Below are 22,549 nucleotides of genomic sequence, written 5' to 3' on the forward strand. Positions count from 1 at the left end.
GTATCCGGCCACCGCCGCCAGAAAGCCAGTGAATTAGCCGGATTTGCGGATATGCCTTGTATTATCCGCAACATGACGGACGAGCAGGCTATCACGCAGATGGTAGAGGACAACACCAACCAGCGTGAAAATATCCTGCCCAGCGAACGAGCCAAAGCCCTGCAAATGCAGTTGGAAGCTATCAAAAAGCAGGGCGCGCGTACTGGCAACGGGCAACGCTCCAATGAGGTTGTAGCCGAGCGCAACAAAATGACGGTGAAGCAGGTTCAGCGGTATATCAAGCTCAATGAGCTGGTTCCCGACCTCATAAAAATGGTGGACGAAAAGAAAATTGCGTTCACTCCCGCTGTGGAGCTTGCGTTCATTGCGCCCAAAAGTCAACGGTATATTGCTATCGCCATTGAGGGCCAGCAATCAGCTCCCTCACTGTCACAGGCACAGCGTATGCGTGACCTTGACCAAAAGAAGCTGTTAAACCCCGATGTGATTGACGGAATTATGTTAGAAGAAAAAAAGGAGGCAGACAAAGTGATTATTTCAAGTCAGGAACTTTCCCAGTATTTTGGCAAGGAGAAAACACCCCGCGAAATGAAGGATACCATTATGAAGCTGTTAGAGGAAAACAAGGCGAAACTGAAAGAGGTTTCGGCTCCTCAAAAGAAAGCCGAACAGGAAAAATAAGCACTTCGGGTCAAGTTGGCCCGAAGTCGTTATTGGCTATACGGTTCTGCTTTGCTTCACCATGTTCAAGACAGGAAGCCTTGCAAAATCCATCTTTGGAGCGCACTGATAACTTCGGGACAACTTGTCCCGAAGTGAGAAAGGAGAAACTTTTACTATGAGCAATGAAAAAACAACGGTTCCGCAGGAAGTAGGACAGGCGGCTACGCCACTGAAACTGGACGTTACCGCCCGGCTCATTGAACCAAAGGGCAATCTTGTAGGCTTTGCCAGTCTGAAACTGAACGATTGCTTTGTGATTGATGATTTCAAGATTTTGCAGAGCGACAAGGGCATTTTTGTAGGTATGCCGAGCAAACCGGATAAGACCAGCAAGACCGGCTACCGGGATACGTCCCGCCCCATCACAAAGGAATTTCGCGCCGAGCTGACCGAAGCCGTGACAGCGGCCTACCATGCAGAGCTTGAAAAGTTGCAGACCCGCGCCGCTGCTATTGCTTTCCCCGAAAAACAGTCTATCCCGAACCAGCTTGCGGAGGGAGCCAAACAAGCGGCACAGGAAAACGCCGCTCGGCCTGCTCCTACAAAGGCAGGTAAAGCCAAAAGTGCAGAAAGGTAACAGTGCGACTTCGGGCCAACTTGACCCGAAGTGCCGGAAAGGAGGATTTTATGCTTTACCAACAGCCGGAACAATCTCCGTGGGGCAAGGTGCAGACCTGTGACGTTCTCTGCCCCGGCGTGTTTCTTGTAAGTACCGCCAGTCACGGCGGCACAATGATTGCAAAGGATATGGCGGCGGTGCTTTCTCCTGCCGAGATCAAGTGCGGCTTCCGTCACAGCGGTTTTCTCTGCTTTGAGGAAGATACGCAGGAAGATGTTGCCCTGCGGGAGCTTTTGGATAAAAAGCTGTGGACGGTTCCTGACCGTATAAAAGACAAGGCCGCTTTTGAGGAAAACATCAACAGGTCACTCCGGGAACACAACCCGGACTATTGGCGGGTACGGCAGGCCGGACTGGAAAAGAACCCGGCACGGTTAGAGCAGCTCCGGGCCTACAACGCGGAACGATAAAGCACTTCGAGCCAATTTGGCCCGAAGTGCTTTATAAGTAAAAGAGATTATTTCTTCATTGTCTTTTCGATTTTTGAAATATTAGACTGAGTTGTTCCCAGTTTATCAGCAATATCTGCCTGAGTTTGCCCTTCACTACGCATTTGTTTAATGGTATCACCCATCTGATTGATTGGACGTGTCCGTGCCGTGCGACTTTGCGAAACGGTTGTTGTATCTGGATATGCCCGGATTTCAACTGTGACAGACTCTGTTGGAGTCTTTTGCTTGAGAGTGATTTTGTTGTCTTTCTTGTGAACCTCCACATCGCTACGTGACAATAGTTGGTTCAATGTTGCATTCCCAATATTATCTGGTAGAAGCCCACCATTATTTTTTTTAACAAGATTATTGCTCATGACTATACCCCCATGTTTTTCTGCATGATTCATTATGATTCATATAATTCATAATGAAATTATATCGTAGAAAACAGCACCTGTCAATATAAAATCCACGGAAAGGAGGATTTCACCCATTGGCCTATGTAAGTGTACCAAATGATTTATCAAAAATAAAAACCAAAGTGGCTTTCAATCTCACCAAACGCCAGCTTTTATGTTTCGGAGCGGCGGCGGTAGTCGGTATTCCGGCTTATCTTTTTACCCGTACCGCCATTGGCAATACCGGGGCTATGCTCTTAATGATTGCCCTTATGCTCCCTTGCTTTCTCATTGCCATGTATGAACGTGACGGACAGCCGCTTGAAAAGGTGGTGCAAAATATTGTCCGTTCCAAATTTCTATGGCCCCGTACAAGACCCTATCAGACACAGAATTTCTATTTCTACCTAAGCAACCCCAGAAAGGAGGTTTCACCCAATGGCACAAAAAACAAAACGCCCGCCCGTTCCCGCAAAAAGCAGAAAGCCTAAAAAGCGTGGGCCGCAGTCGGCACAGCAGACCATTCCCTACAAAGAAATGCTGAAAGACGGTATCTGCAAGGTGTGGGAAGGCTACTACACGAAAACCCTTTCCTATGAGGATATTAACTACGCCGTGGCTTCCAGTGACGACCAAAGCACCATTTTCGACGGGTATTGCGGCTTTTTGAACTACTTTGATAGTGCTTTGCCCTTTCAGCTTTCCTTTATCAACCACCGTTCCCGCCCGGAGAACCGTTACAGCGTGAACATTTCCCCGCAGGACGACGATTTTAACAGTATCCGGCGCGAATTTACCGCCATGCTGGAAAACCAGATTGCCAAAAGCAACAACGGCATTGTCCGCTCCAAATACATCACATTCGGTATCAGTGCGGACGGGATCGGAACAGCCCGCCCCCGCTTGGAGCGTATCGAAGCGGATATTGTAGGGAACTTCAAAAAGTTAGGCGTTCAGTCGTCAACCCTTTCCGGGCGGGAACGCTTAGAGGTGCTGCACAGTCAGCTCCACCCCGGAGGGCGAGAGCCGTTCCGCTTCTCATGGGACATGATACCCAAAACGGGTATGGGAACAAAGGATTTTATCGCGCCCACTTCCTTTGACTTTCGCCAAAGCCGTACCTTTCGTGTGGGAACCACATGGGGTGCGGCTTTGTATATGCAGATTAAAGAGAAATACTCAATTACATATCTATGTAAATTGATGAGTGTTAATCGTTCTGGATATTATAAATGGAGGAACAGAAAAGGCAAAAAGAACCAATACCAAATTGATCGAGACCTACTTACACAACTAATCATTGAAATACATGAAAAGCACAAATCATTTGGATATCACAGAATAGCTGCATTCATTAAAAGTCATACAGGTTGGATTGTATCAGATAACTTAGTTCATAAATGTTGTAAATTTTCAAATATAAAATCTAAAGCAAAACATTATAAAAAAGTGAATAAAGGTAAGGAAAATACGATTTTCACAAATATTGCAGCTGGGGATTGGAATGCAGGGAAACCTTTAGAATTAGTAGCATCAGATATGACCAGGATAAGGCAGAATAATATCTTATATGAATGGACTTATATATTGGATACATACAATAATGAAATTATTTCACATCATCTCTCAACACGTGAAGGGGATAGAACTCCTTATTATCAATGTCTTGAAGATTTAAAAGAAAAAGTAAAGGAACAGATAGAACCTGTCGTTTTGCACACGGACCAAGGATCAGTCTATTCCTCTAGAGCCTTCAAAGAAGCTCATAAAGATTATAACATAATTCGATCAATGTCGCGAGTGGGAACTCCAACAGATAATCCAATCATTGAATCAATAAACGGCTGGATAAAAGCTGAAATACGCTGCGATTATACCAAAGCAGACAAAATAAATTTTCCTGAATTTTTAGACAAATATGTTCAATATTTTAACAATGAGCGTCCCGCATATGCTTTAGGATACTTAAGCCCTGTTCAATATAGAACTGAACAAGGCTTTCCTTAAGGTGGTTTTTAGATGTCTACATTGACTTGACAACTTCAAAGGGTTTGGGGTGGTCAGATTATGGAAAAACCTATTTAAAAAACGGAAGGGTTTGGGAACCGAAGAGTTTCCCAATTAGACTCCGCAGGATAAGTTTTGCACATCCGAGGGAAATAGGGCGTTTCAAGACCTTTGGGTTCCAGGAATACATCTATTTATCCTCTGTTTATTTGAAAAAAGCTTGAAGAAACTGAACTTTTTTCAAATAATATTAGCTAAAAAACAATGATTTATAGCCCATTACAAACACAAACAAAACGATAAGGGGTAAAAGCCATTGTACATAGAGTCGAATGAATCTTGGAAATTTCAAACCTTTGCCGCTGTTGGCTTCCGCCATAAAGTTATCCCATCCCCAGCCTATTTTCCAAGTACAGAATAAAACGTAAACCACACTTCCTAAAGGAAGAATGTTATTGCTGACAATGAAGTCCTCTAAGTCCAAGACGGAGGAGCCGGCACCTAGGGGCTGAATTCCGCTTAATAAGTTAAAGCCCAATACGCAAGGCAGAGAAAGAATGATAATTGCCACAAGATTGATGGCAACAACCTTTTTTCTGCTTGCATTTGTCAAATCAGTGCCAAAAGAAATAATATTTTCAAAAACGGCGATTACCGTGGATAGTGCGGCAAAACACATAAATAAGAAGAATAAGGTACCCCAAAGTCGACCGCCCGGCATTGCATTAAATACGTTAGGCAAGGTAATAAAAATCAAGCTGGGGCCTGCATCAGGGCTGATACCATAAGCAAAGCAGGCGGGGAAAATAATTAAACCTGCCATTAAGGCAACCATAGTATCCAGGATGGTAATGAAAATACCCTCTCCTGTTAAAGAGCGAGAACGGTCTATATAGCTGCCAAAGATTGCGATGGCACCCATACCAATACTGAGGGTAAAGAATGCCTGTCCTAAAGCGGCAAATAAAACTTGCAGAATACCATTTTCCTTTAATGCAGAGAAGTTAGGTGTAAGATAGAACCGCAGACCTTCTTCCCCGCCTTCTAAGAAAATTGAACGAACTGCTAAAATTACCATTAAAAGTAGCAATAACAGCATCATTACTTTGGTGATTTTTTCGACGCCTTTTTGTAAGCCTCGGCTGCAAATGCCAAAACCAATCAAAACTACTGCAATCATAAAGCCTGCCATAAGGCCGGGACTTTGGAGCATAGAGCCAAAAATACCGGCTACGCTGTCCTTATCCAATCCCACAAAACCACCGCTTGCCATTTTGATGAAATAGTACAGCATCCATCCGGCTACAGAGGTATAAAACATCATTAAAAGATAATTGCCCGCCATGGCAAAATATTTAAAATAATGCCATTTTGTGCCTTTTGGTTCTAAAATATCCATGGACATAGCCACACTTTTTTGGCTGGCACGGCCAACGGATAGCTCGGCGACCAAAATGGGAATGCCAAGTAAAATTAAAAATAGAATGTAGATCAATACGAAAGCGGCACCACCGTATTGCCCGGTTATATAGGGGAATTTCCAAACATTTCCCAGACCAATGGCGCATCCGGCGGAAATGAGGATGAACCCCAGCCGGGATGAGAATTTTTCTCTTTGCTGATTCATAATACCCTCCTAAAAAATAAACGGTATAGTTACCGTAAGAAATAATAGCTTTTTTATTATAAAAAAATTGGGAATAAAAAACAAGTAAAAAAGGGGAATTATGCAGTATACATTGAAAAACCAGCTTTTTTTTATTTCAAATAGAAATAAGTGGTATTTTCAAGATTGAAACGGTATACTGAAATCAATAGAGACACAAAAAGAGCGGGAGGGAGAAAAATGGTAGATTTTACTCAGTTATTAAAGTCTGAGATTCGCCCTGCACTGGGCGTTACAGAGGTTGGAGCAATTGCCCTTGGTGCTGCAAGAGCCTATGGTGCAGTAGGGGGAACGATATTGCATGTGGAAGTTGTTATGAATGGGGGAATGTTTAAAAATGGATTCTCCTGCGGGATTCCCGGAACAAAAGAGCTGGGATGTGAAATGGCGGCGGCGTTAGGCGCCATAGGCGGGAAATGGGAGTTGGGATTGGAGTGCTTAAAAGGCATTACGGAGGAACATATTGAAAAAGCCAAGGCTCTCCCCGTTGAGATTCTGATTGCCAAGGAAAAGGAAAATATATATATACAGGCGGAGGTAACCACCACAAGAGGTATGGGTATAGCCCGCATTGAAGATATTCACGATCATTTTACCTATGTGGCAAAGGATGACCAGGTTATTTTAAGGGAAGAACAAAAAGCGAAAACGAAAACAAAAGAGCTTGTTGATTTTGATTCCATTACCATCGCTGATATGGTGGACTATGCATCTTCTGTTTCCATAGATGAGTTGTATTTTGTAAAAGATATGATCGCAATGAACTGCAAGCTTTCTCAAGAAGGGGCAACGGGTGCAGGCTTGGCAATTGGAACCACTTTAGATGCATTTCGTAAAAAGGGTGTTTTGGGCAACGATATGATTTATGAAGCACAAAGACTTACTTGTTCTGCTATGGATGCCAGGCTTGCGGGCCTTCCTTTTCCCGCAATGAGTATTGTGGGCAGTGGTTCTCACGGTATTATATGTTCATTGCCTGTGGTTTCTTATGGAGGAAGCGTGGAAGCGTCAGAAGATGATGTAATACGTGCTGTGGCGTTAAGTGGTTTGGTTACCATTTACAGCAAACATTATATCGGCAGGCTATCTTCCCTGTGTGGTTGCGTTTTAGGTGGAGGCAGTGGTGCAGCAGCAGGGCTGGTATATCTCATGGGTGGCGGTGCAGAAGAGGTTTCCCATGCAATGAATCATATGGCTGCAAATTTGACGGGGATGATTTGTGATGGGGGCAGTACCGGTTGTGCGTTAAAGGCTTCAGCAGGGGTATATTCCGCTTTTCTCTCAGCCATGCTTGCCATGAATGGCACGACAATTCCCAAGAATTTTGGTGTGGTTGGCTCTTCAGCAGAGCAGACGGTAAAAAATTTGGGAAGAATTTCAGGAGAAGGTATGTCTCCCATGGACAAAACAATGATTGATATTATGCAGCAAAAAAGATAAGAACGCAGCAAAGGGAAAGACTTTGGGCGTTGCACAGAGAGAAATTAAAACCGTGGGTTTTACCCACACCCACTTGCTTTTTGAAAAAAGCAAGACCAAAAACTTCTATAGAAACCCCATTTTATGGGGTTTGGAAAAGCATGCCGATAATTTGTTCTTTAAAATGAAATAGGGAGGGGATTTTTTGAAGGAAATATTTGATGCCGTAAACGGGATTTTTCAATTTGTTGTGCCTATTGCAGATTTTTTGTGGGACTTTCCTACAAACTTTGCGTGGTATGCGGCTATTCCTATTTTAGGAAATTTAAGTTTTGCTGTGGTTTTGCTTATTGGTTCGGGTATTTTCTTTAGCATAAAAACAGGATTTATCCAAATTACCCATTTTAAAGAAGGGCTTCGTATTTTAACAAGGCAAAGGGCGGCAGCCATTGGTATTTCCCCTTTGGCGGCGTTTTTTCTAAGCTCTGCCATGCGAGTTGGCCCCGGAAACATTTTGGGGGTTACAGGTGCAATTTCTGTTGGTGGCCCGGGTGCATTGTTTTGGATGTGGGTCAGTGCTTTTTTTGGAATGTCCACAGCCTTTATGGAGGCAACTCTGGCTCAGATTTTTAAAGAGAAAAAAGACGATGAATTTATTGGTGGTCTTCCGTTCTATGGAAAGAAAATCATGGGGAACCGTGCATGGGTCGGCGTAGCTTTATCAGCGATTTTTATTCTTTATGCTATGTTCTGCCTGCCTGCTCAGGCGTTTAATGTCTTTTCTTCCGTTGGATCCATTGCGGAAATTGTGACGGGAAATACATATGATAGAACTTCTATGCTGTATTATATTGTTGCCATTGTATTGATTGCGGGGACAACGGTGTTTGCCTTTGGCGGGATAAAAAAAATAACAAAGGTTACAGATAAAGTTGTTCCTGTTATGGCGGTTATCTATTGCCTTACGGTTTTGATTATTGCTGTATTGAATTTTCATACAATTCCCCTATTTTTTGCCGCTGTATTTCATGGAGCGTTTACACCTGAAGCTATTTTCGGCGGGTTTTTCGGAACGGCACTGGTGCAAGGGGTAAAACGAGGGTTAATGTCAAACGAGGCAGGGCAAGGTACCATTACGATGTCCGCAGCTGCCTCCAATGCGGAGCATCCTTGTGAACAGGGCTGTGTACAGGCATTGGGTGTTTTTTTGGATACTATCATTATTTGTACTCTTTCCGGCTTTATTGTTGTTATGGCTCAGCTTTGGAACAATGCTCCGGTTTGGGAGGAGCTTCATAGCCAAAAACTTCCGCTGTATCTGGCGTCCATTACTTCCTTAACCCCGGGGACAGGTGCCGATAGTATAATTACGCTTTTAATTAGCCTATGTTATGGTTTATTTGCCTACACTTGTGTCATCGGATTCATTATTTTTTCTGAAATTGCAGCAAACCGCATTAGCAAAAAGAAAAGCTTTATTCATTTTATTCGTGTTTTAGGGGCATTGGTTTTTATTCCTTTTGGGGCACTTTCTGTATTGGCAGGGCTGGAATTGGATAACTTATGGTATATTTCCGATTTGGGAAACATCATCATCGTTTATTGCAACTTACCGATTATGTTTGTCGGTGCAAAATATGCATTCCGTGCTACAAAGCATTATAAAACCAAAAAGGGAGAGCCTTTTACCTCAGAAGTCGTGGGGATTTCTTGTGAATATTGGGACGAAAGAGCGAAAAATGCGGGTAAAGAATTGTAGAAATAATGAAATAATCTGCGGGCAGTGGGATTCTGCCCGCAAAAAAATAAAAAAATGTTGACATTTTAGTTTTTTTTGTGTATACTAGTATGGCGTCAGAAAAACGTGCCCAGATAGCTCAGTCGGTAGAGCAGAGGACTGAAAATCCTCGTGTCACTGGTTCGATTCCGGTTCTGGGCATTGTGTAGTATATTTTTAATAAATCCTATTACATAGAAAAGGAAGCAAATGCTTCCTTTTTTTCCTATGTCAGAAGAAAGGCGGAAGGCTATGAAAAAAGCAGATAAAATTTTAGTTCTGATTCTTCTTTTGATAGCCCTTGCCTTTGCTCTTTTCTTTTTTCTCAGGGCAGAGGAGGGTGGTTTTGCAAGAGTTACGGTGGATGGGGAAGTAAAGGCAGAGTTGCCTTTATCAAAGGATATCTTATACAGGGTGGAAACGGAAACAGGGTATAATGTAATACAAATACAAGATGGTTATGCTTCCATACAGGAGGCGGATTGTAGAGATCAGATTTGTGTAGAGCATAAAAAAATCCATCTTACCGGGGAAACCATTGTTTGTTTACCTCATAAGTTAGTGGTTGAAATTGTGGGGGCAGAGACGACACAATATGATACGGTGGTGGGATAAATGCAAAGAAAAAATGTTGCATATTATGGTTTGTTCGCATCCTTAGCAATTTTAATGGGGTATGTGGAAATGCTCATTCCGATTCCTCTTTTGGTTCCGGGAATGAAGTTGGGGCTTGCGAATGTGATTATTGTGATTGTCCTGTATCTTATGGATGCGAAAGCCGCATTTTTTATTTCCCTCGTAAGAGTGCTCCTTTCCGGTTTATTGTTTGCCGGCTTTGCAGGTTTGTTGTATAGCTTGGCTGGGGCGTTGTTTAGTTTTTGCATTATGGTTTTGTTGAAGAAAACAGATCAGTTCAGTATGATCGGTGTGAGTATTGCCGGTGGTGTGTTCCATAATATTGGGCAAATTATCGTTGCGGCTTTGGTTGTAGAGAATATAAGGCTCATGTATTATTTACCTTTTTTGCTATTTTTTGGTGTTGTAACGGGAATCATCATTGGATTTGTTGCAAAAACAGCCTTAAAATATTTGAATCGCCCCTTGTAATACGGATGAATGTCCTTTTGGAAAGGACAGCTGGTGTTTTTTTGTAAAGGAAATTGTATAAAAACAGGTGAAAAACCGACGAATTCAACAAAAACACAAAAAAAATGAACTCCCCCTTGTATAGGGGGATTTTTAGTGCTAAAATCTTATGAAAATAATGCTTATAAAGTTGGAGCGTACGAAATACGCTCCCTATTTTTCATCAGGAGGAGAGAAAAAAATGGCGAAATACTTTACAGAACCATCCAGAACCTTTAGCGAGTTTTTACTGGTGCCGGGATATTCTTCAAAGGAATGTACAGTTGAGAATGTGAGTTTGAAAACGCCCGTTGTGAAATTCAAAAAAGGGGAAGAACCCGCTTTGGAGATGAATATCCCTTTAACCTCTGCCGTGATGCAGGCGGTTTCTGACGATAGAATGGCGGTGGCTCTGGCGAAGGAAGGCGGTATTTCCTTTATTTTTGGATCTCAGAGTGTTGAAAGCCAGGCGGCTATGGTTGCTCGGGCAAAGGCATATAAAGCAGGTTTTGTCATTAGTGATTCCAACATTAGCCCTGAGGATTCGTTGCAGGATATCTTGAACTTAAAGCGGAAAACAGGTCATTCCACTGTTGCGGTTACCACGGATGGAACAGCTCAAGGGAAATTGGTAGGGTTAGTGACCAATAGAGATTATAGAATCAGCCGTATGGAAAGAGACACAAAGGTAAGCGAATTTATGACACCTTTAAATCAGCTGATTATGGCGCCTGCGGGAACAAGCCTCAAGGAAGCGAATAACATTATCTGGGGTAATAAAATTAATCAGCTTCCTATTGTGGATAAAGAGGGCAGACTTCAATATTTGGTATTCCGTAAGGACTATGACAATCACAAAGAAAATGCGGATGAGCTTTTGGATAAAGAAAAAAGATATGTAATTGGTGCCGGGATTAACACCAGAGACTATATGGTAAGAGTTCCTGCTTTGGTTGAGGCAGGCGTGGATATCCTGTGTATTGACTCTTCTGAGGGCTATTCCGAATGGCAGAAAGATACTTTGCAATGGATACGTCGGAATTATGGTGATAGCGTAAAAGTCGGTGCGGGTAACGTGGTAGATAAAGAAGGCTTCCGTTTCTTGGCTGAGTGTGGTGCAGACTTTATAAAAGTTGGTATTGGCGGCGGCTCTATCTGTATTACCAGAGAGCAAAAGGGGATTGGCCGTGGACAAGCATCTGCCGTTATTGAGGTTGCAGAAGCAAGAAATGAATATTTCCAAGAGACAGGCATTTACATTCCTATTTGCTCTGACGGCGGTATTGTTTATGATTATCACATGACACTGGCGTTGGCTATGGGGGCAGATTTTATTATGCTTGGCAGATACTTTGCACGCTTTGACGAAAGTCCAACAAATAAGGTGAATATCAACGGCAGTTATATGAAGGAGTATTGGGGCGAAGGTTCTGCCCGTGCAAGAAACTGGCAGAGATATGATATGGGTGGCGACGAAAAACTGTCTTTCGAAGAAGGCGTAGATTCTTATGTACCATATGCAGGCAGTTTGCGTGATAACGTAGGTCTCTCCCTTAAGAAAGTAAAATCTACAATGTGTAACTGCGGCGTTCTATCCGTTCCTGAGTTGCAAGAAAGAGCGAAGATTACTGTAATTTCTACCACAAGCTTGGTAGAAGGCGGCGCTCATGACGTATTGCTGAAAGATAATAATTTAAACTTTAAATAAGAAAAGAAATAAAAAATGACACTTCATTTAGAGGTGTCTTTTTTTTGGAAAAGCGAAAGTGATTTCAGAGGGCTCAAATAATTCGTTTTTTTACTTTTTATTTTAAAATGAAGTTTTGAAAAATACTCAAGATATTTTCCTTTATGAAGAATGAAGTTGATATTTGCATAAAAAAATGGTAAAGTGACTATACAATTCCAAATATTGGATAATCATTGATTTTTACGGGGCAGGAGGCGGGCTATGTTTTATATTTTTTCTTCTGAGATATTTTGTTTTTCAAATACATTGAATACACCAAGCCTTATGGGGGCTATGGTTTTATTATTTAGTATGGGCGTTCAATTTCGTAGTCTGATTCCAACAAAAAAGGATTGGCATAGGGCATTATTAGGGTTGTTTTTTGTATGGATAATTTGCAAAATTATTTATTTTACTATCATTGCTACAAATTATTTAAGGGAATCAAATTTAGGGGGAGTGTGTTTTATGCTGTCTTGGGCGGTGTTTTGTATTTTTTTAGGTAGTATGTTATCATATTGCATTTGCAAGATATTTCATAAAAAACCTTTACAATAGAGCAAATAGCCAATTACTATGTGAGAATGCCCAAATGAAGCAAAGTCATTTCTTTTTGTGTTGAATTATATGTGATTTATAAAAAATAGCATTATGCAGTAGATGTTATTGGCAGGGTGAGACTTTTCTGAAATTTAGCATGATCTACGGGAGGAAATCTTTATGAAATTTTATATTATCCCTCTATTTATTTCTATTTGTATCCTATTGTTGGTTTTAATGAGACATAAAGCATTGCAGAAACATGAAAAGGTTTCTATTTCTGTGGTTTTGACTATAGGCTGTATTGGGTTGATTTATGCAGTTTTTACGTTATTTCAAAAAGAGATTATGCCTATTTCTGTGTTTTTGTTCGTCGCACCCATATTCCAATACAGTGTTCATTGTTTTGCCAATTTACAAGAAAAAGAAAACTTATTTACTCCTAAAGTAGCCTATGCCATTCTTATGGCATTCTGGATATCTTTGGTGGTTTCTTTTTTAATGGAAGCAACAGTAATTCAGGGATTTTTGGAAAATACCAAGTAAAAAATAAGATAAAAAGGAGGGATAATATGCATTTTTTTCAGTTCGTTTTAATTATAGTCATTGGAGTTTTATGCTATACACAGTATAAAATAAGAGGGAATTCTGTACCAAATAGATTTTTTTTGAATTATTTATGTACGATTACGTTTTTATTATTTATTATGTCTTTTTTTACACACTCATTTTATCCAGTCATAACCATAACATTTGACGTATTTATGGTTTTCTACGTGGTTTTCCAAACTTTAAAATATATAAATCAGTTGAAAGAGCAAATCCCTATTATGGGCGATTATTTTTATTTTTATTTTTCAATTTTCGTCTGGAGTGCTTATGGTATATGTGTGATACTAGATATAGCAAATGCAAATTTACCAATATAAAAAAGGAGATATTCATCAAGAATACCTCCTTTTTTGCTTTTTTTTAATGTCCTGTTGTTTCAATGGCAACGGCGGGACAGTTTGTTTTTGCTTCAATAACCATTGCCTCTGCGCTGGGGGGAACATGATCGTTGACGGCTTTTGCCAAACCATTGTCTTCCATGGAAAAAACTTCACCACAAAGGCTGACACAAAGGCCGCAACCAATGCATTTATCGTTTACATACGCTTTCATAAAATCTCTCCTTTTTTATAGCAGTTTGTAATATTGTTTCTCTTTCCCCAAAAGATATTCAGATTTTGTGAAAAAGAAATCTATAAAGTTAAAGGTCTTTTATTCTGGTAAATAGGCAAGATTTGAAAAAACGTTATTTTAACAAATAAAAAAAGCCTGTATTCAAAATTAACAATACAAACTTTTTTTACCTTGTTTAATATTCTTTACCCATCATGAGTGCAACATCCATCCATTCTGTTACCATACGATAAGCTTCATTCTCATCTCTTAAACGATCTAAGGTTTCCTCATCACTGTCAAAAGAAAGCAGCAAGGCACCATAAATGTTATAAAAATCAATCTGCCAATCTTTTTTATCTTTGTACTGTCTTAGGTGATAAACCATTTCGTCTAACCCTGTAACGGTAAATTTTTCATGGATCATTTTAATCCCTCCCTTTTATCTGAGGCTATTTTTCACTTAGTATAGCAAAAAAATTCCCATATGAAAAGAGGGAATGTTAAAAAATATACAAGACTATAAGAATAAGTTAATGGGAATAATAAAAAAGGATGATTTTTCGGTATAAGAAATATTTCTTATTGCTTTTTAATCTTTGTTATGATAGAATTCTTACCAATAAGAGGGAGTAGCTTACGCATTATGCGACGCCAGCGTTCGTCATCTCGGCTTAACAAGCCCGGACGTTGCCCGGAGGATACGTTGTATTCTTAGGAAGCAAGACTTTTATTGTACCGAAAAATCAGGAAAGGTGCAATAGGAGTCTTTTTTATTTGCACTGAAAGGAGAATAAAAATGGATAAACTTTGGAAGGGAAAAAAGGATGAGCTGTTGCAGGAATTTAACACTTCGATGCGTGGACTTTCGGTGGAAGAGGCAGAAAAAGGGCTTGAAAAATATGGTGAAAACAAACTAAAAGAGGGAAAACGCAAAGGTGTGGTTCAAGTTTTCATTGAGCAATTTGCGGATCTTTTAGTGGTAATTTTAATTGTGGCGGCAATTATTTCTGCAATTACGGGGGGGATCGAAGGAACCATTGTTATTATTGCGGTATTGATTATAAACGCAATTTTGGGTACGGTACAGCATTTTAAGGCGGAAAAGTCTTTGGCTAGCCTAAAAGCCATGTCTGCCCCAAATGCCAGAGTTATCCGAGGCGGAGAGAAAATGGAAGTTCCTGCCGTGAAATTGGTTCCGGGGGATATTTTGCTTTTGGAAGCGGGAGATGTGGCGGCGGCGGATGGTCGCATCTTAGAGAATCACTCTTTGCAGGTCAATGAGAGTGCCCTTACCGGGGAATCTGAAAATGTAAATAAGTCCGCTGATATCATTGAAAAGGAAGATTTACCGTTAGGCGATCGCTTGAACATGGTTTTCAGCGGCTCCTTGGTTTCCTATGGTCGTGCCGTTGTTTTGGTAACAGGAACGGGGATGGATACGGAGATTGGGAAGATTGCCAATTTAATGGAATCTGCCCAGGAAAAATCCACGCCCCTGCAAAGAACCTTGGACGATTTTTCCAAGAAGCTGTCCATTCTTATTTTGGCAATTTGTGTCATTGTATTTGCCCTAGGGGTATGGCGTGGCCAGCCAATAACAGAAGCGCTGATGTTTGCCGTGGCTTTGGCGGTAGCGGCCATTCCTGAAGCGTTGAGCTCTATCGTCACCATTGGTCTTGCCATTGGTACCCAAAAAATGGCAAAAGAGAATGCCATTATCAAAAATCTTCATGCAGTGGAAAGCTTAGGCTGTGTTTCTGTTATTTGCTCTGATAAAACGGGAACGTTGACCCAAAATAAGATGACGGTGCAAAAGGTCTTTACCCTTGACGGCACAACAGATGCAGATGATGTGGAATGCGATAGGGCTCCTTATAAAGAGCTGATTACAACGGGTGTACTTTGTAACGATGGCGCAATCAGCGCAGAGGCTATGATTGGTGATCCCACGGAAACAGCGTTGCTGTCTTTTTGCCGAAAAGCCGGGGGACATGAAGAAGATATCAGAATGACCTATCCACGTATGAGTGAACTTCCGTTTGACTCTGACCGTAAATTGATGTCAACCTTGCATCAAATAAATGGCAAGTATCTGATGATGACGAAGGGTGCCCCGGATGTTTTGCTGGCAAGGTGCAAACGAGTTATGGAAAAAGGTGGAATACGAGAAATAACCAAGGAGGATTTTAATTCAATTTTAGCGAAAAATCAAGGGTTTTCCTCTGAAGGTCTGCGTGTGTTGGCTTTTGCAAAAAAGGAAATGGAAGTACAGCAGCAGCTTGCGTTGGATGATGAAAATGATTTGATTTTTATTGGTTTGATTGCCATGATGGATCCTCCGCGTTTGGAGTCTGCCCCTGCTGTCAAGGATTGTCTTCGTGCAGGTATTCGCCCTGTTATGATTACGGGGGATCATAAGGTAACGGCTTCTGCCATTGCCAAAGAAATCGGAATTTTGCAGGAAGGGGACAGAGCCCTTGAGGGAACTGAATTGGAACGTATCAGTGACGATGCATTGCGGAAAATGGTAAAAGAAATCTCTGTATATGCCAGAGTTTCTCCTGAGCATAAAATTCGTATTGTACGGGCTTGGCAAGACAATGGTTATATTGCTGCAATGACAGGGGATGGTGTAAACGATGCCCCGGCATTGAAACAAGCTGATATTGGGATTGCCATGGGAATTACGGGTACCGAGGTTTCTAAGGACGCGGCATCTATGATTTTAACGGATGATAATTTTGCCACTATTATAAAGGCAGTGGGAAATGGACGAAATGTATATGCAAATATTAAAAATTCAATTCAATTTTTGCTTTCCGGCAACCTTGCGGGAATTTTGACGGTTCTATTTACATCCTTGTTAGGGCTACCACTGCCTTTTACAGCGGTGCAGTTACTGTTTATTAACCTATTGACGGATAGTTTGCCTGCTTTGGCTGTGAATATGGAGAAACCTACAGGGCATTTGTTGGATGAAAAGCCGAGAAATCCAAAAGAAAGTATTTTGACTAGGGATTTTATGTGGAGATTAGTGATCCAAGGTGGCATGATTGCCATTGTAACAATTGTTGCTTTTTATATCGGTGTAGGCGTAAATAATAAGATGGCTTCTACTATGGCATTTGCTACCCTTTGTCTGGCGCGCTTGTTCCATGGATTTAACTGCCGTGGTACACGTTCTGTTTTTCGATTGCACAACAACCCTTATAGTTATGGCGCTTTTGCCATCGGGGGAGTTTTATTAATGGCGGTATTATTTATCCCTGGGTTGCATGGAATATTTGATATTAATCATGCACTTACAAGCATCCATGTGTTGCAAATTGTGGGCTTGGCATTTGTGCCTACGTTGATCATTCAGTTGGAGCGCCTTGCAAGAGGCAAATAAAGCAGTTTATTGCTTTCGATGTGAAGATGAAAAAGGGTAGGGAGATTCCTTGCCCTTTTTTGATGTAAGCATAAAAAAGCACGGGACAAAACTGTCTCGTGCTTTTTGAAATATCGTTTTATACGTTTAAATTTACTTGGATCAGAGAGAAAAAGGTGTTTGTGGGTTAATCCACGTTTTTCATAGTCAGAGAAATTCTTTTTTTCTCTATATCTACGGACAGCACTTTGACCTTGACGGTATCACCCAGTTTAACGGCTTCTAAAGGATGCTTAATGAAGCGATTGCAAATTTGAGAGATATGCACCAAACCGTCCTGATGTACCCCGATGTCCACAAAAACACCAAAATCAATGACATTTCGCACTGTCCCTGTCAATACCATGCCTTCTTCCAAATCCTCCATAGAAAGGACATCACTGCGTAAAATGGGTAGGGGTGCATCCTCACGAGGGTCACGCCCCGGTTTTTCCAGCTCTTTGATAATATCCTGTAAAGTTGGAATGCCGATTCCCAGTGTTTCTGCCATTTTTTCGGGAGAGGGTATTTTTTTGTCCAAGCCCGTCACCTGTTTTTTTGTCACATCTTCTAGGGTATATCCACAGGCAGTTAAGAGTTTTTCTGCCGCTGTGTAGCTTTCGGGGTGTACGCCTGTGTGATCCAAGGCCATGGCACTTTCTGGAATGCGCAAAAAGCCAGCGCATTGCAAAAATGCTTTGGGGCCCAGCTTAGGTACTTTCAGCAATTCTTTGCGAGTTTTAAACTTTCCGTTTTCTTCTCGATACAATTGAATATTTTTTGCCACGGTGCTATTAATCCCTGCAACGTAGGAAAGGAGAGAGGGGCTTGCGGTGTTTAAATCCACCCCTACACTGTTTACGCAATCCTCCACAACGCCGCCTAGGGCTTCCCCAAGACGTTTTTGGTTCATATCATGCTGATACTGTCCCACTCCGATGGATTTGGGGTCGATTTTCACCAATTCCGCCAAGGGATCCTGTATTCTTCTGCCAATGGAAACGGCACTGCGTAAAGAAACATCGTATTGAGGGAATTCCTCTGCCCCAAGCTTAGATGCGGAATAGACGGAAGCGCCTGCTTCGTTGGTAATAATATACTGCACTTTTCTATCTAAATTTTTCAACATCTCCGCAACAAATTGTTCGGATTCTCTGGAGGCAGTACCATTTCCAATGGAAATCAACTCGACGCCATAGGTTTCAATGAGTTTTCTTAAAGTTTTTTCTGCCTCAGCTTTTTTATTTTGAGGGGGAGTAGGATAAACCACTGTAGTTTCCAGAGGTTTTCCTGTTTCATCAATGACGGCAATTTTACAGCCTGTACGAAAGGCAGGGTCTAAAGCCAAAACCATTTTCCCTGCAATGGGTGGCTGTAATAGAAGCTGCTTCAAGTTTTCACGGAAAACGCCCAATGCCGATTCTTCAGCCTTTTCCGTAAAATCGTTACGAAGTTCCCGCTCCAAGGAGGGGGCAATCAAGCGTTTATAGCTGTCTTGGATTACTTCTTGCAAAATTTCAGCAGTATGGCTATTTTTCTTAATGACATAACGTCCTATTTTTTCAAAAAGCCTCTCTTCTTCTCCTTGAATTTTTACAGAGAGGAATCCTTCTTTTTCTCCACGGTTTATGGCTAAAATGCGATGCCCTACAATAGTTTTTAACGGCTCACTGTAATCATAATACATCTCATATACAGAGGGTTCGTCCTTTGTCTTTTGGGATACTAAAACACCCGCTTTCAACCATTCTTCTCGGAGCAGCTGTCGGATATTGGCGTCATCGGAAAGCTGTTCTGCCAAAATGTCCTTTGCACCTTCTAATGCTTCTGCAACAGAGGTAACCCCTTTTTCTTCCTCTACAAAAAGTGCGGCATACTCTTCTAATGGGGTGAGCAAAACTTGTCCCCAAATCATTTCTGCCAAAGGCTGTAGGCCTTTTTCCTTGGCAATGGAGGCTCTGGTGCGGCGTTTTGGGCGGAAGGGGCGGTAAATATCGTCAATTTCCGTTTGAGTTATTGCACCATCCAATTTTTTCTCTAATTCTTCCGTCAGCAGTCCTTGTTCCCCAATAGAGGTACGTACCTGTTCTCTTTTTTCTTCTAAATTTCTAAGGGCGGTCAACCGTTCCGCAAGCTGACGAATTACCTGATCGTCTAAAGAGCCTGTCATTTCTTTACGGTATCGGGCGATAAAGGGCACGGTGTTGCCTTCGTCCAAAAGTTTTACTGTATTTTCTATTTGAGAAGATTTGATGTTCAATTCTTCTTGCAAACGTTTCAAAATATCCATTTTTACGCCATCCTTTATTTTTCATACATATGCCAAAGTTTGTTCAATTTTTCTTTGCAGTTCTCACCTGATTCTGTTAAGGTATACCCGAAAAATTCACCTTCTGTTTTTTCCACTAAGCCATGCTTAATTAAATAATCCAAGTGAGACATGGTTTCACCCACGGCGAACCAGCGTTGAGAAAGAGGAAACGCTTCCCAAGTTTTTCCACGCATAGACCATTTTAAACAAGAGCCGATTTGGGTTGCGTGGCTATTGGGGTATTTTTCTATGGCATCAATGGTTTCCTCCAAGCGAATCAAGTGATGATGAATGATTTCTTCGATACGCACGTAAACATCCATTTCATTTTTTCGATGGGCGGGTAAGACCGTTTTCATGTCAAAAGTTCTGATTTTAACCAAGCTGTCCAGATAATCTCCTAGGGAATCCTCTATACCCACCCAGGAAGTAATATTTGGGGTAATATCGAATAAAATATGGTCTCCTGAAAGCATCAGCTTTTCTCGGGGAAGATACAGGCAGGTTTGTCCCGGCGTATGCCCTGGAACAAATACACACTGAAAGGCATAAGTGCCTACCTGAACCATATCTCCATCTTCAACAATTTCTGCATCAAAATAGTAATCGGGTTCAAAGCCTCTGGCGGGATTTTCATCTTTTAGCCAATTTACTTGTTCTTCTGTAAAACCTTCCTTGCGGTAAAGAACATCAAAAGTGTCCCAACGGTTTCCGTTTAAAATCCACCCCAAATAATCGTGATCTTGTTTGCTCATATAAATCTTGCCAGGTTTTTTATCCATGACCGCAGGAGCAAGGCCGGAATGGTCAGAATGCAGATGGGTTAAAAACATATTTGTTTTTTCCCAGTTGACGTTTAACTCTTGCAAGCCTTGTAATAAGGCTTCCTTGCATTCGGGACGGTTAAAGCCCGTATCAATAATAAGGCTTTCGCCTCCATCCTGTACCACATAACAATTTAAGTTTTTCAGCGGATTATTGGGCAGGGGTACATCTATTTTATAAATTGCAGGTTTTTCATAAACTTTCGTAATCATCAAAGTGTCCTCTTTTCTTTCGTTTTTACTTATCTATTATAAAGGGAATAGAGATTTTACACAAGTTGGATTGCAAATTGTAAGATATTATATTTTTTATGTAAAATATAGTTGACATTAAGAAAGATATATTGTATAAATAAAGTAAGGAGTTGGAAAGGACGTGAACGAGTGAAGAATTTAAAATTAAAGTCTGCCAGGGCGGCTTTGGACCTTTCCCAAGATGAGTTGGCTCAGAAAGTGGGCGTAACAAGGCAGACGATTGGGATGATTGAAGCGGGGAAATATAACCCCACCTTAAATTTATGTATTGCTCTTTGCAGGGCTTTGGGAAAAACATTGGATGAACTTTTTTGGGAAGAGGAAAAATAAGAATAGGAGGCAAAAAGGATGAAAATTCGGGATGAAAGAGTGGAACAATTTAAAAATAAAATTTATGGGGAATTATTCCAGATGGTGTATCTTTTTATTGTGGCAGCCTTTGTTGTAAAATCTCTGTATTTTAAAATGAATTTATCTCAATGCATTACAGAATATGTGATTCTAATTGCGGCGCCGTTATATCAAATGGTGCGTAGCCGTCAGCTTGGGGTGGTGCTTACCTCAAACCTTCGTCAGCATATGAGCCTAAAAAGAAATATTGCAGCAATCATTGCAGGGTTAGTGATATTTTTTGCTTTTTGGTTTACCGGTGGAAGACAGGTGACGGCAGAATTTGCCTTTGGGTATATCGCAAGCTTCTTTGTAGTATTTTTTGTGGTTCGGGTTATTTTTATCCGTTTGGAGGAGCATAGAATGAAAAAATTGGAACAAGAATATGAGGATTAATTGAAAAGTTCCTTAAAAATAAAGAAAAATACAAAAAAGCCTTGCAGAAGCAGGGCTTTTATGATATTTTATTTTAGTGTCGGTAATTATGCCGACCTGTAAAAATCCTTGTTCTCCCACAAGGGGAGAGCCATATGTCCAAAAGGAGGTGTAACCTACATGAACAAGTATGAATTAGCTATGGTTTTAAGTCCCGCACTGGACGAAGAAGGCAGAGTAGAAGAAGTAGCGAAAGTTCAGGCTACTTTGGAAAGATTCGGCGCGAAAATCGAAAAAGTTGATGATTGGGGCAAGAGAAAGCTCGCTTACGAAATCAAAAAAGTAAACGAAGGTTTCTTCAGCTTCACAACATTCGAAGCTCCCGCTGATGCTCCCGCAGAAGTGGAATCTCGTATGCGTATTATGGAAAACGTTCTGCGTTATCTCATTATCCGTAAAGAGGCGTAAGTTAAGGAGGGAATCCTATGAACAAAGTGATTCTTATGGGCCGATTGACCAAAGATCCCGAGGTAAGATATTCTCAGGGAAGTGAACCTTTGGCTGTAGCCAGATACACTTTGGCGGTGAACCGCCGCTTCAAGCGCCAAGGCGAGCCCGATGCTGACTTTATCAATTGTGTTTCCTTTGGTAAAGCAGGCGAATTCGCGGAAAAATACTTCAAAAAAGGTCAGATGGTTAGCGTTATCGGTAGACTTCAGGTTCGTTCCTGGGACGATAACGAGGGTAAAAAACGCTGGAGTACAGATGTTGTAGTAGAAGAACAGTACTTTGCTGAAAGCAAGGCATCTTTCGAGGGTCATAAGGCCGCTACGTCAGCTGCACCCAAGCAGACAGCCCAAGACGATGGTTTCTATCCTATTGATGAAAGTATCGAAGATGACGATTTGCCCTTCTAAAATTCAGTAAAGAAGGAGGACTTAGACATGATTCAGAAAAGACGTGGTCGTAGAAGAAAACGCGTTTGCCAGTGTTGTGCTGATAAAATCACAACAGTTGATTATAAAGATGTAAGCAAGCTGAGAAGATATATTTCTGAAAGAGGGAAAATCCTTCCCAGAAGAATTACAGGCAACTGCGCTAAGCACCAGAGAGCGTTGACAACTGCTATCAAAAGAGCAAGACACGTATCCCTGATGCCTTATACACAGGACTAAAAAATATGAAAAAGACGGTTATGCCGTCTTTTTTTTGTTGGTAAAAAGCGATGGCTTTTAAAATCCAAATTGAATTAGTACGTAAACCATTTACACAAAGCAAAAAAATGCATAAAATTGAAAATAAGATACAGAAATTTACGTAAAGCATTAAATAAACTTTTACAATATGCTATGGGAAACACATAGGAAAAAGGGGTGGTGAG

General features: G+C 41.2%; 23 protein-coding genes, 1 tRNA gene and 1 pseudogene. 19 read left to right on the forward strand and 6 right to left on the reverse strand.

Annotated features, from left to right (window positions below; all coding sequences use genetic code 11):
* The 3 genes and pseudogenes from P9Q65_RS10340 to P9Q65_RS10350 all read left to right on the forward strand — a co-directional run.
* On the forward strand, positions 1-681 hold a 681-nt coding region (locus tag P9Q65_RS10340; RefSeq protein WP_330695352.1), incomplete at its 5' end, for a ParB/RepB/Spo0J family partition protein.
* A 157-nt stretch (positions 682-838) separates the two neighbouring features.
* Positions 839-1,300 (forward strand): SpoVG family protein, encoded by a 462-nt coding sequence (locus P9Q65_RS10345; RefSeq protein WP_304509352.1) that lies wholly within the window; start codon positions 839-841, stop codon positions 1,298-1,300.
* Positions 1,301-1,365: 65 nt separating this feature from the next.
* Positions 1,366-1,752: pseudogene (locus tag P9Q65_RS10350) on the forward strand (DUF7007 domain-containing protein); the annotation flags it as partial.
* Between the two features lie 47 nt (positions 1,753-1,799).
* Here P9Q65_RS10350 and P9Q65_RS10355 read toward each other — a convergent pair.
* Complete coding sequence (locus P9Q65_RS10355; protein ID WP_304509354.1) at positions 1,800-2,150, reverse strand: hypothetical protein; 351 nt, start codon at positions 2,148-2,150, stop codon at positions 1,800-1,802.
* 119 nt (positions 2,151-2,269) lie between these two features.
* Here P9Q65_RS10355 and P9Q65_RS10360 point away from each other — a divergent pair, with 119 nt between their 5' ends.
* Positions 2,270-2,665: a PrgI family protein gene (locus tag P9Q65_RS10360; protein WP_304509355.1), complete on the forward strand. Its 396-nt coding sequence runs from the start codon at positions 2,270-2,272 to the stop codon at positions 2,663-2,665.
* Positions 2,613-4,181: an IS3 family transposase gene (locus P9Q65_RS10365; RefSeq protein WP_304509356.1), complete on the forward strand. Its 1,569-nt coding sequence runs from the start codon at positions 2,613-2,615 to the stop codon at positions 4,179-4,181. The genes P9Q65_RS10360 and P9Q65_RS10365 overlap by 53 nt, the downstream gene beginning before the upstream one ends.
* Before the next feature lie 250 nt (positions 4,182-4,431).
* Here P9Q65_RS10365 and P9Q65_RS10370 read toward each other — a convergent pair whose 3' ends face one another.
* The gene (locus tag P9Q65_RS10370; RefSeq protein WP_304509357.1) at positions 4,432-5,808 is read right to left on the reverse strand and encodes a sodium-dependent transporter; all 1,377 of its coding nucleotides are present in this window, start codon (positions 5,806-5,808) and stop codon (positions 4,432-4,434) included.
* A gap of 219 nt (positions 5,809-6,027) precedes the next feature.
* Here P9Q65_RS10370 and P9Q65_RS10375 point away from each other — a divergent pair, with 219 nt between their 5' ends.
* The 8 genes from P9Q65_RS10375 (at position 6,028) to P9Q65_RS10410 (ending at position 12,983) form a co-directional block, all read left to right on the forward strand.
* Positions 6,028-7,287, forward strand: a complete 1,260-nt coding sequence (locus P9Q65_RS10375; RefSeq protein WP_304509358.1) for an L-cysteine desulfidase family protein — start codon at positions 6,028-6,030, stop codon at positions 7,285-7,287.
* 184 nt (positions 7,288-7,471) lie between these two features.
* Positions 7,472-9,025 carry an alanine/glycine:cation symporter family protein gene (locus P9Q65_RS10380; RefSeq protein WP_304509359.1) on the forward strand — a complete coding sequence of 518 codons (1,554 nt, stop codon included), beginning with the start codon at positions 7,472-7,474 and terminating at the stop codon, positions 9,023-9,025.
* Positions 9,026-9,132: 107 nt separating this feature from the next.
* A tRNA-Phe gene (locus tag P9Q65_RS10385) sits at positions 9,133-9,205 on the forward strand.
* Positions 9,206-9,295: 90 nt separating this feature from the next.
* A complete protein-coding gene (locus tag P9Q65_RS10390) occupies positions 9,296-9,658 on the forward strand; it encodes a NusG domain II-containing protein (protein WP_304509360.1) in 363 nt (120 codons plus the stop codon).
* Positions 9,659-10,150 (forward strand): Gx transporter family protein, encoded by a 492-nt coding sequence (locus P9Q65_RS10395; protein WP_304509361.1) that lies wholly within the window; start codon positions 9,659-9,661, stop codon positions 10,148-10,150.
* 220 nt (positions 10,151-10,370) lie between these two features.
* Complete coding sequence (locus tag P9Q65_RS10400) at positions 10,371-11,876, forward strand: IMP dehydrogenase (protein ID WP_304509362.1); 1,506 nt, start codon at positions 10,371-10,373, stop codon at positions 11,874-11,876.
* Positions 11,877-12,119: 243 nt separating this feature from the next.
* Complete coding sequence (locus P9Q65_RS10405) at positions 12,120-12,455, forward strand: hypothetical protein (RefSeq protein ID WP_304509363.1); 336 nt, start codon at positions 12,120-12,122, stop codon at positions 12,453-12,455.
* Positions 12,456-12,617: 162 nt separating this feature from the next.
* Positions 12,618-12,983 (forward strand): hypothetical protein, encoded by a 366-nt coding sequence (locus P9Q65_RS10410; protein WP_304509364.1) that lies wholly within the window; start codon positions 12,618-12,620, stop codon positions 12,981-12,983.
* A 426-nt stretch (positions 12,984-13,409) separates the two neighbouring features.
* Here P9Q65_RS10410 and P9Q65_RS10415 read toward each other — a convergent pair whose 3' ends face one another.
* Together P9Q65_RS10415 and P9Q65_RS10420 are read right to left on the reverse strand one after the other, a co-directional pair.
* Positions 13,410-13,601 carry a ferredoxin gene (locus P9Q65_RS10415; RefSeq protein WP_304509365.1) on the reverse strand — a complete coding sequence of 64 codons (192 nt, stop codon included), beginning with the start codon at positions 13,599-13,601 and terminating at the stop codon, positions 13,410-13,412.
* Between the two features lie 196 nt (positions 13,602-13,797).
* On the reverse strand, positions 13,798-14,028 hold the full coding sequence (locus P9Q65_RS10420) for a hypothetical protein (protein ID WP_304509366.1): 231 nt from the start codon (positions 14,026-14,028) through the stop codon (positions 13,798-13,800).
* A 372-nt stretch (positions 14,029-14,400) separates the two neighbouring features.
* Between P9Q65_RS10420 and P9Q65_RS10425 the strand changes: the two genes are divergently transcribed.
* Positions 14,401-16,995: a cation-translocating P-type ATPase gene (locus tag P9Q65_RS10425; RefSeq protein WP_304509367.1), complete on the forward strand. Its 2,595-nt coding sequence runs from the start codon at positions 14,401-14,403 to the stop codon at positions 16,993-16,995.
* Positions 16,996-17,161: 166 nt separating this feature from the next.
* On the opposite strand, the gene P9Q65_RS10430 is transcribed toward P9Q65_RS10425, so the two are convergent.
* Positions 17,162-19,303 carry a Tex family protein gene (locus tag P9Q65_RS10430; RefSeq protein ID WP_304509368.1) on the reverse strand — a complete coding sequence of 714 codons (2,142 nt, stop codon included), beginning with the start codon at positions 19,301-19,303 and terminating at the stop codon, positions 17,162-17,164.
* 14 nt (positions 19,304-19,317) lie between these two features.
* On the reverse strand, positions 19,318-20,361 hold the full coding sequence (locus P9Q65_RS10435) for an MBL fold metallo-hydrolase (protein WP_304509369.1): 1,044 nt from the start codon (positions 20,359-20,361) through the stop codon (positions 19,318-19,320).
* Positions 20,362-20,532: 171 nt separating this feature from the next.
* Here P9Q65_RS10435 and P9Q65_RS10440 point away from each other — a divergent pair, with 171 nt between their 5' ends.
* From P9Q65_RS10440 to rpsR, 5 genes are all read left to right on the forward strand, one after another.
* Positions 20,533-20,733, forward strand: coding sequence for a helix-turn-helix transcriptional regulator (locus P9Q65_RS10440; RefSeq protein WP_304509370.1), 201 nt, complete (start codon positions 20,533-20,535; stop codon positions 20,731-20,733).
* Positions 20,734-20,751: 18 nt separating this feature from the next.
* A complete protein-coding gene (locus tag P9Q65_RS10445; RefSeq protein WP_304509371.1) occupies positions 20,752-21,189 on the forward strand; it encodes a DUF6773 family protein in 438 nt (145 codons plus the stop codon).
* A gap of 159 nt (positions 21,190-21,348) precedes the next feature.
* On the forward strand, positions 21,349-21,636 hold the full coding sequence (gene rpsF / locus P9Q65_RS10450) for a 30S ribosomal protein S6 (RefSeq protein WP_304509372.1): 288 nt from the start codon (positions 21,349-21,351) through the stop codon (positions 21,634-21,636).
* A gap of 17 nt (positions 21,637-21,653) precedes the next feature.
* A complete protein-coding gene (locus tag P9Q65_RS10455) occupies positions 21,654-22,085 on the forward strand; it encodes a single-stranded DNA-binding protein (RefSeq protein ID WP_304509373.1) in 432 nt (143 codons plus the stop codon).
* A gap of 27 nt (positions 22,086-22,112) precedes the next feature.
* Entirely contained in the window at positions 22,113-22,343 is a 231-nt protein-coding gene (rpsR, locus tag P9Q65_RS10460) for a 30S ribosomal protein S18 (protein ID WP_304509374.1), read from the forward strand.
* Positions 22,344-22,549 lie beyond the last annotated feature (206 nt).

It is taken from the genome of Anaerotignum sp. (assembly GCF_030625865.1).
Lineage (GTDB): Bacteria > Bacillota > Clostridia > Lachnospirales > Anaerotignaceae > Chakrabartyella.

Excerpts from the sequence above, each read along its gene's own strand:
- P9Q65_RS10345 (WP_304509352.1), top strand. The coding sequence starts at position 839 with ATGAGCAATGAAAAAACAACGGTTCCGCAGGAAGTAGGACAGGCGGCT.
- P9Q65_RS10355 (WP_304509354.1), bottom strand. The coding sequence starts at position 2,150 with ATGAGCAATAATCTTGTTAAAAAAAATAATGGTGGGCTTCTACCAGAT.
- P9Q65_RS10365 (WP_304509356.1), top strand. The coding sequence starts at position 2,613 with ATGGCACAAAAAACAAAACGCCCGCCCGTTCCCGCAAAAAGCAGAAAG.
- P9Q65_RS10370 (WP_304509357.1), bottom strand. The coding sequence starts at position 5,808 with ATGAATCAGCAAAGAGAAAAATTCTCATCCCGGCTGGGGTTCATCCTC.
- P9Q65_RS10375 (WP_304509358.1), top strand. The coding sequence starts at position 6,028 with ATGGTAGATTTTACTCAGTTATTAAAGTCTGAGATTCGCCCTGCACTG.
- P9Q65_RS10390 (WP_304509360.1), top strand. The coding sequence starts at position 9,296 with ATGAAAAAAGCAGATAAAATTTTAGTTCTGATTCTTCTTTTGATAGCC.
- P9Q65_RS10395 (WP_304509361.1), top strand. The coding sequence starts at position 9,659 with ATGCAAAGAAAAAATGTTGCATATTATGGTTTGTTCGCATCCTTAGCA.
- P9Q65_RS10400 (WP_304509362.1), top strand. The coding sequence starts at position 10,371 with ATGGCGAAATACTTTACAGAACCATCCAGAACCTTTAGCGAGTTTTTA.
- P9Q65_RS10405 (WP_304509363.1), top strand. The coding sequence starts at position 12,120 with ATGTTTTATATTTTTTCTTCTGAGATATTTTGTTTTTCAAATACATTG.
- P9Q65_RS10410 (WP_304509364.1), top strand. The coding sequence starts at position 12,618 with ATGAAATTTTATATTATCCCTCTATTTATTTCTATTTGTATCCTATTG.
- P9Q65_RS10415 (WP_304509365.1), bottom strand. The coding sequence starts at position 13,601 with ATGAAAGCGTATGTAAACGATAAATGCATTGGTTGCGGCCTTTGTGTC.
- P9Q65_RS10420 (WP_304509366.1), bottom strand. The coding sequence starts at position 14,028 with ATGATCCATGAAAAATTTACCGTTACAGGGTTAGACGAAATGGTTTAT.
- P9Q65_RS10425 (WP_304509367.1), top strand. The coding sequence starts at position 14,401 with ATGGATAAACTTTGGAAGGGAAAAAAGGATGAGCTGTTGCAGGAATTT.
- P9Q65_RS10430 (WP_304509368.1), bottom strand. The coding sequence starts at position 19,303 with ATGGATATTTTGAAACGTTTGCAAGAAGAATTGAACATCAAATCTTCT.
- P9Q65_RS10435 (WP_304509369.1), bottom strand. The coding sequence starts at position 20,361 with ATGATTACGAAAGTTTATGAAAAACCTGCAATTTATAAAATAGATGTA.
- P9Q65_RS10445 (WP_304509371.1), top strand. The coding sequence starts at position 20,752 with ATGAAAATTCGGGATGAAAGAGTGGAACAATTTAAAAATAAAATTTAT.
- rpsF (WP_304509372.1), top strand. The coding sequence starts at position 21,349 with ATGAACAAGTATGAATTAGCTATGGTTTTAAGTCCCGCACTGGACGAA.
- P9Q65_RS10455 (WP_304509373.1), top strand. The coding sequence starts at position 21,654 with ATGAACAAAGTGATTCTTATGGGCCGATTGACCAAAGATCCCGAGGTA.
- rpsR (WP_304509374.1), top strand. The coding sequence starts at position 22,113 with ATGATTCAGAAAAGACGTGGTCGTAGAAGAAAACGCGTTTGCCAGTGT.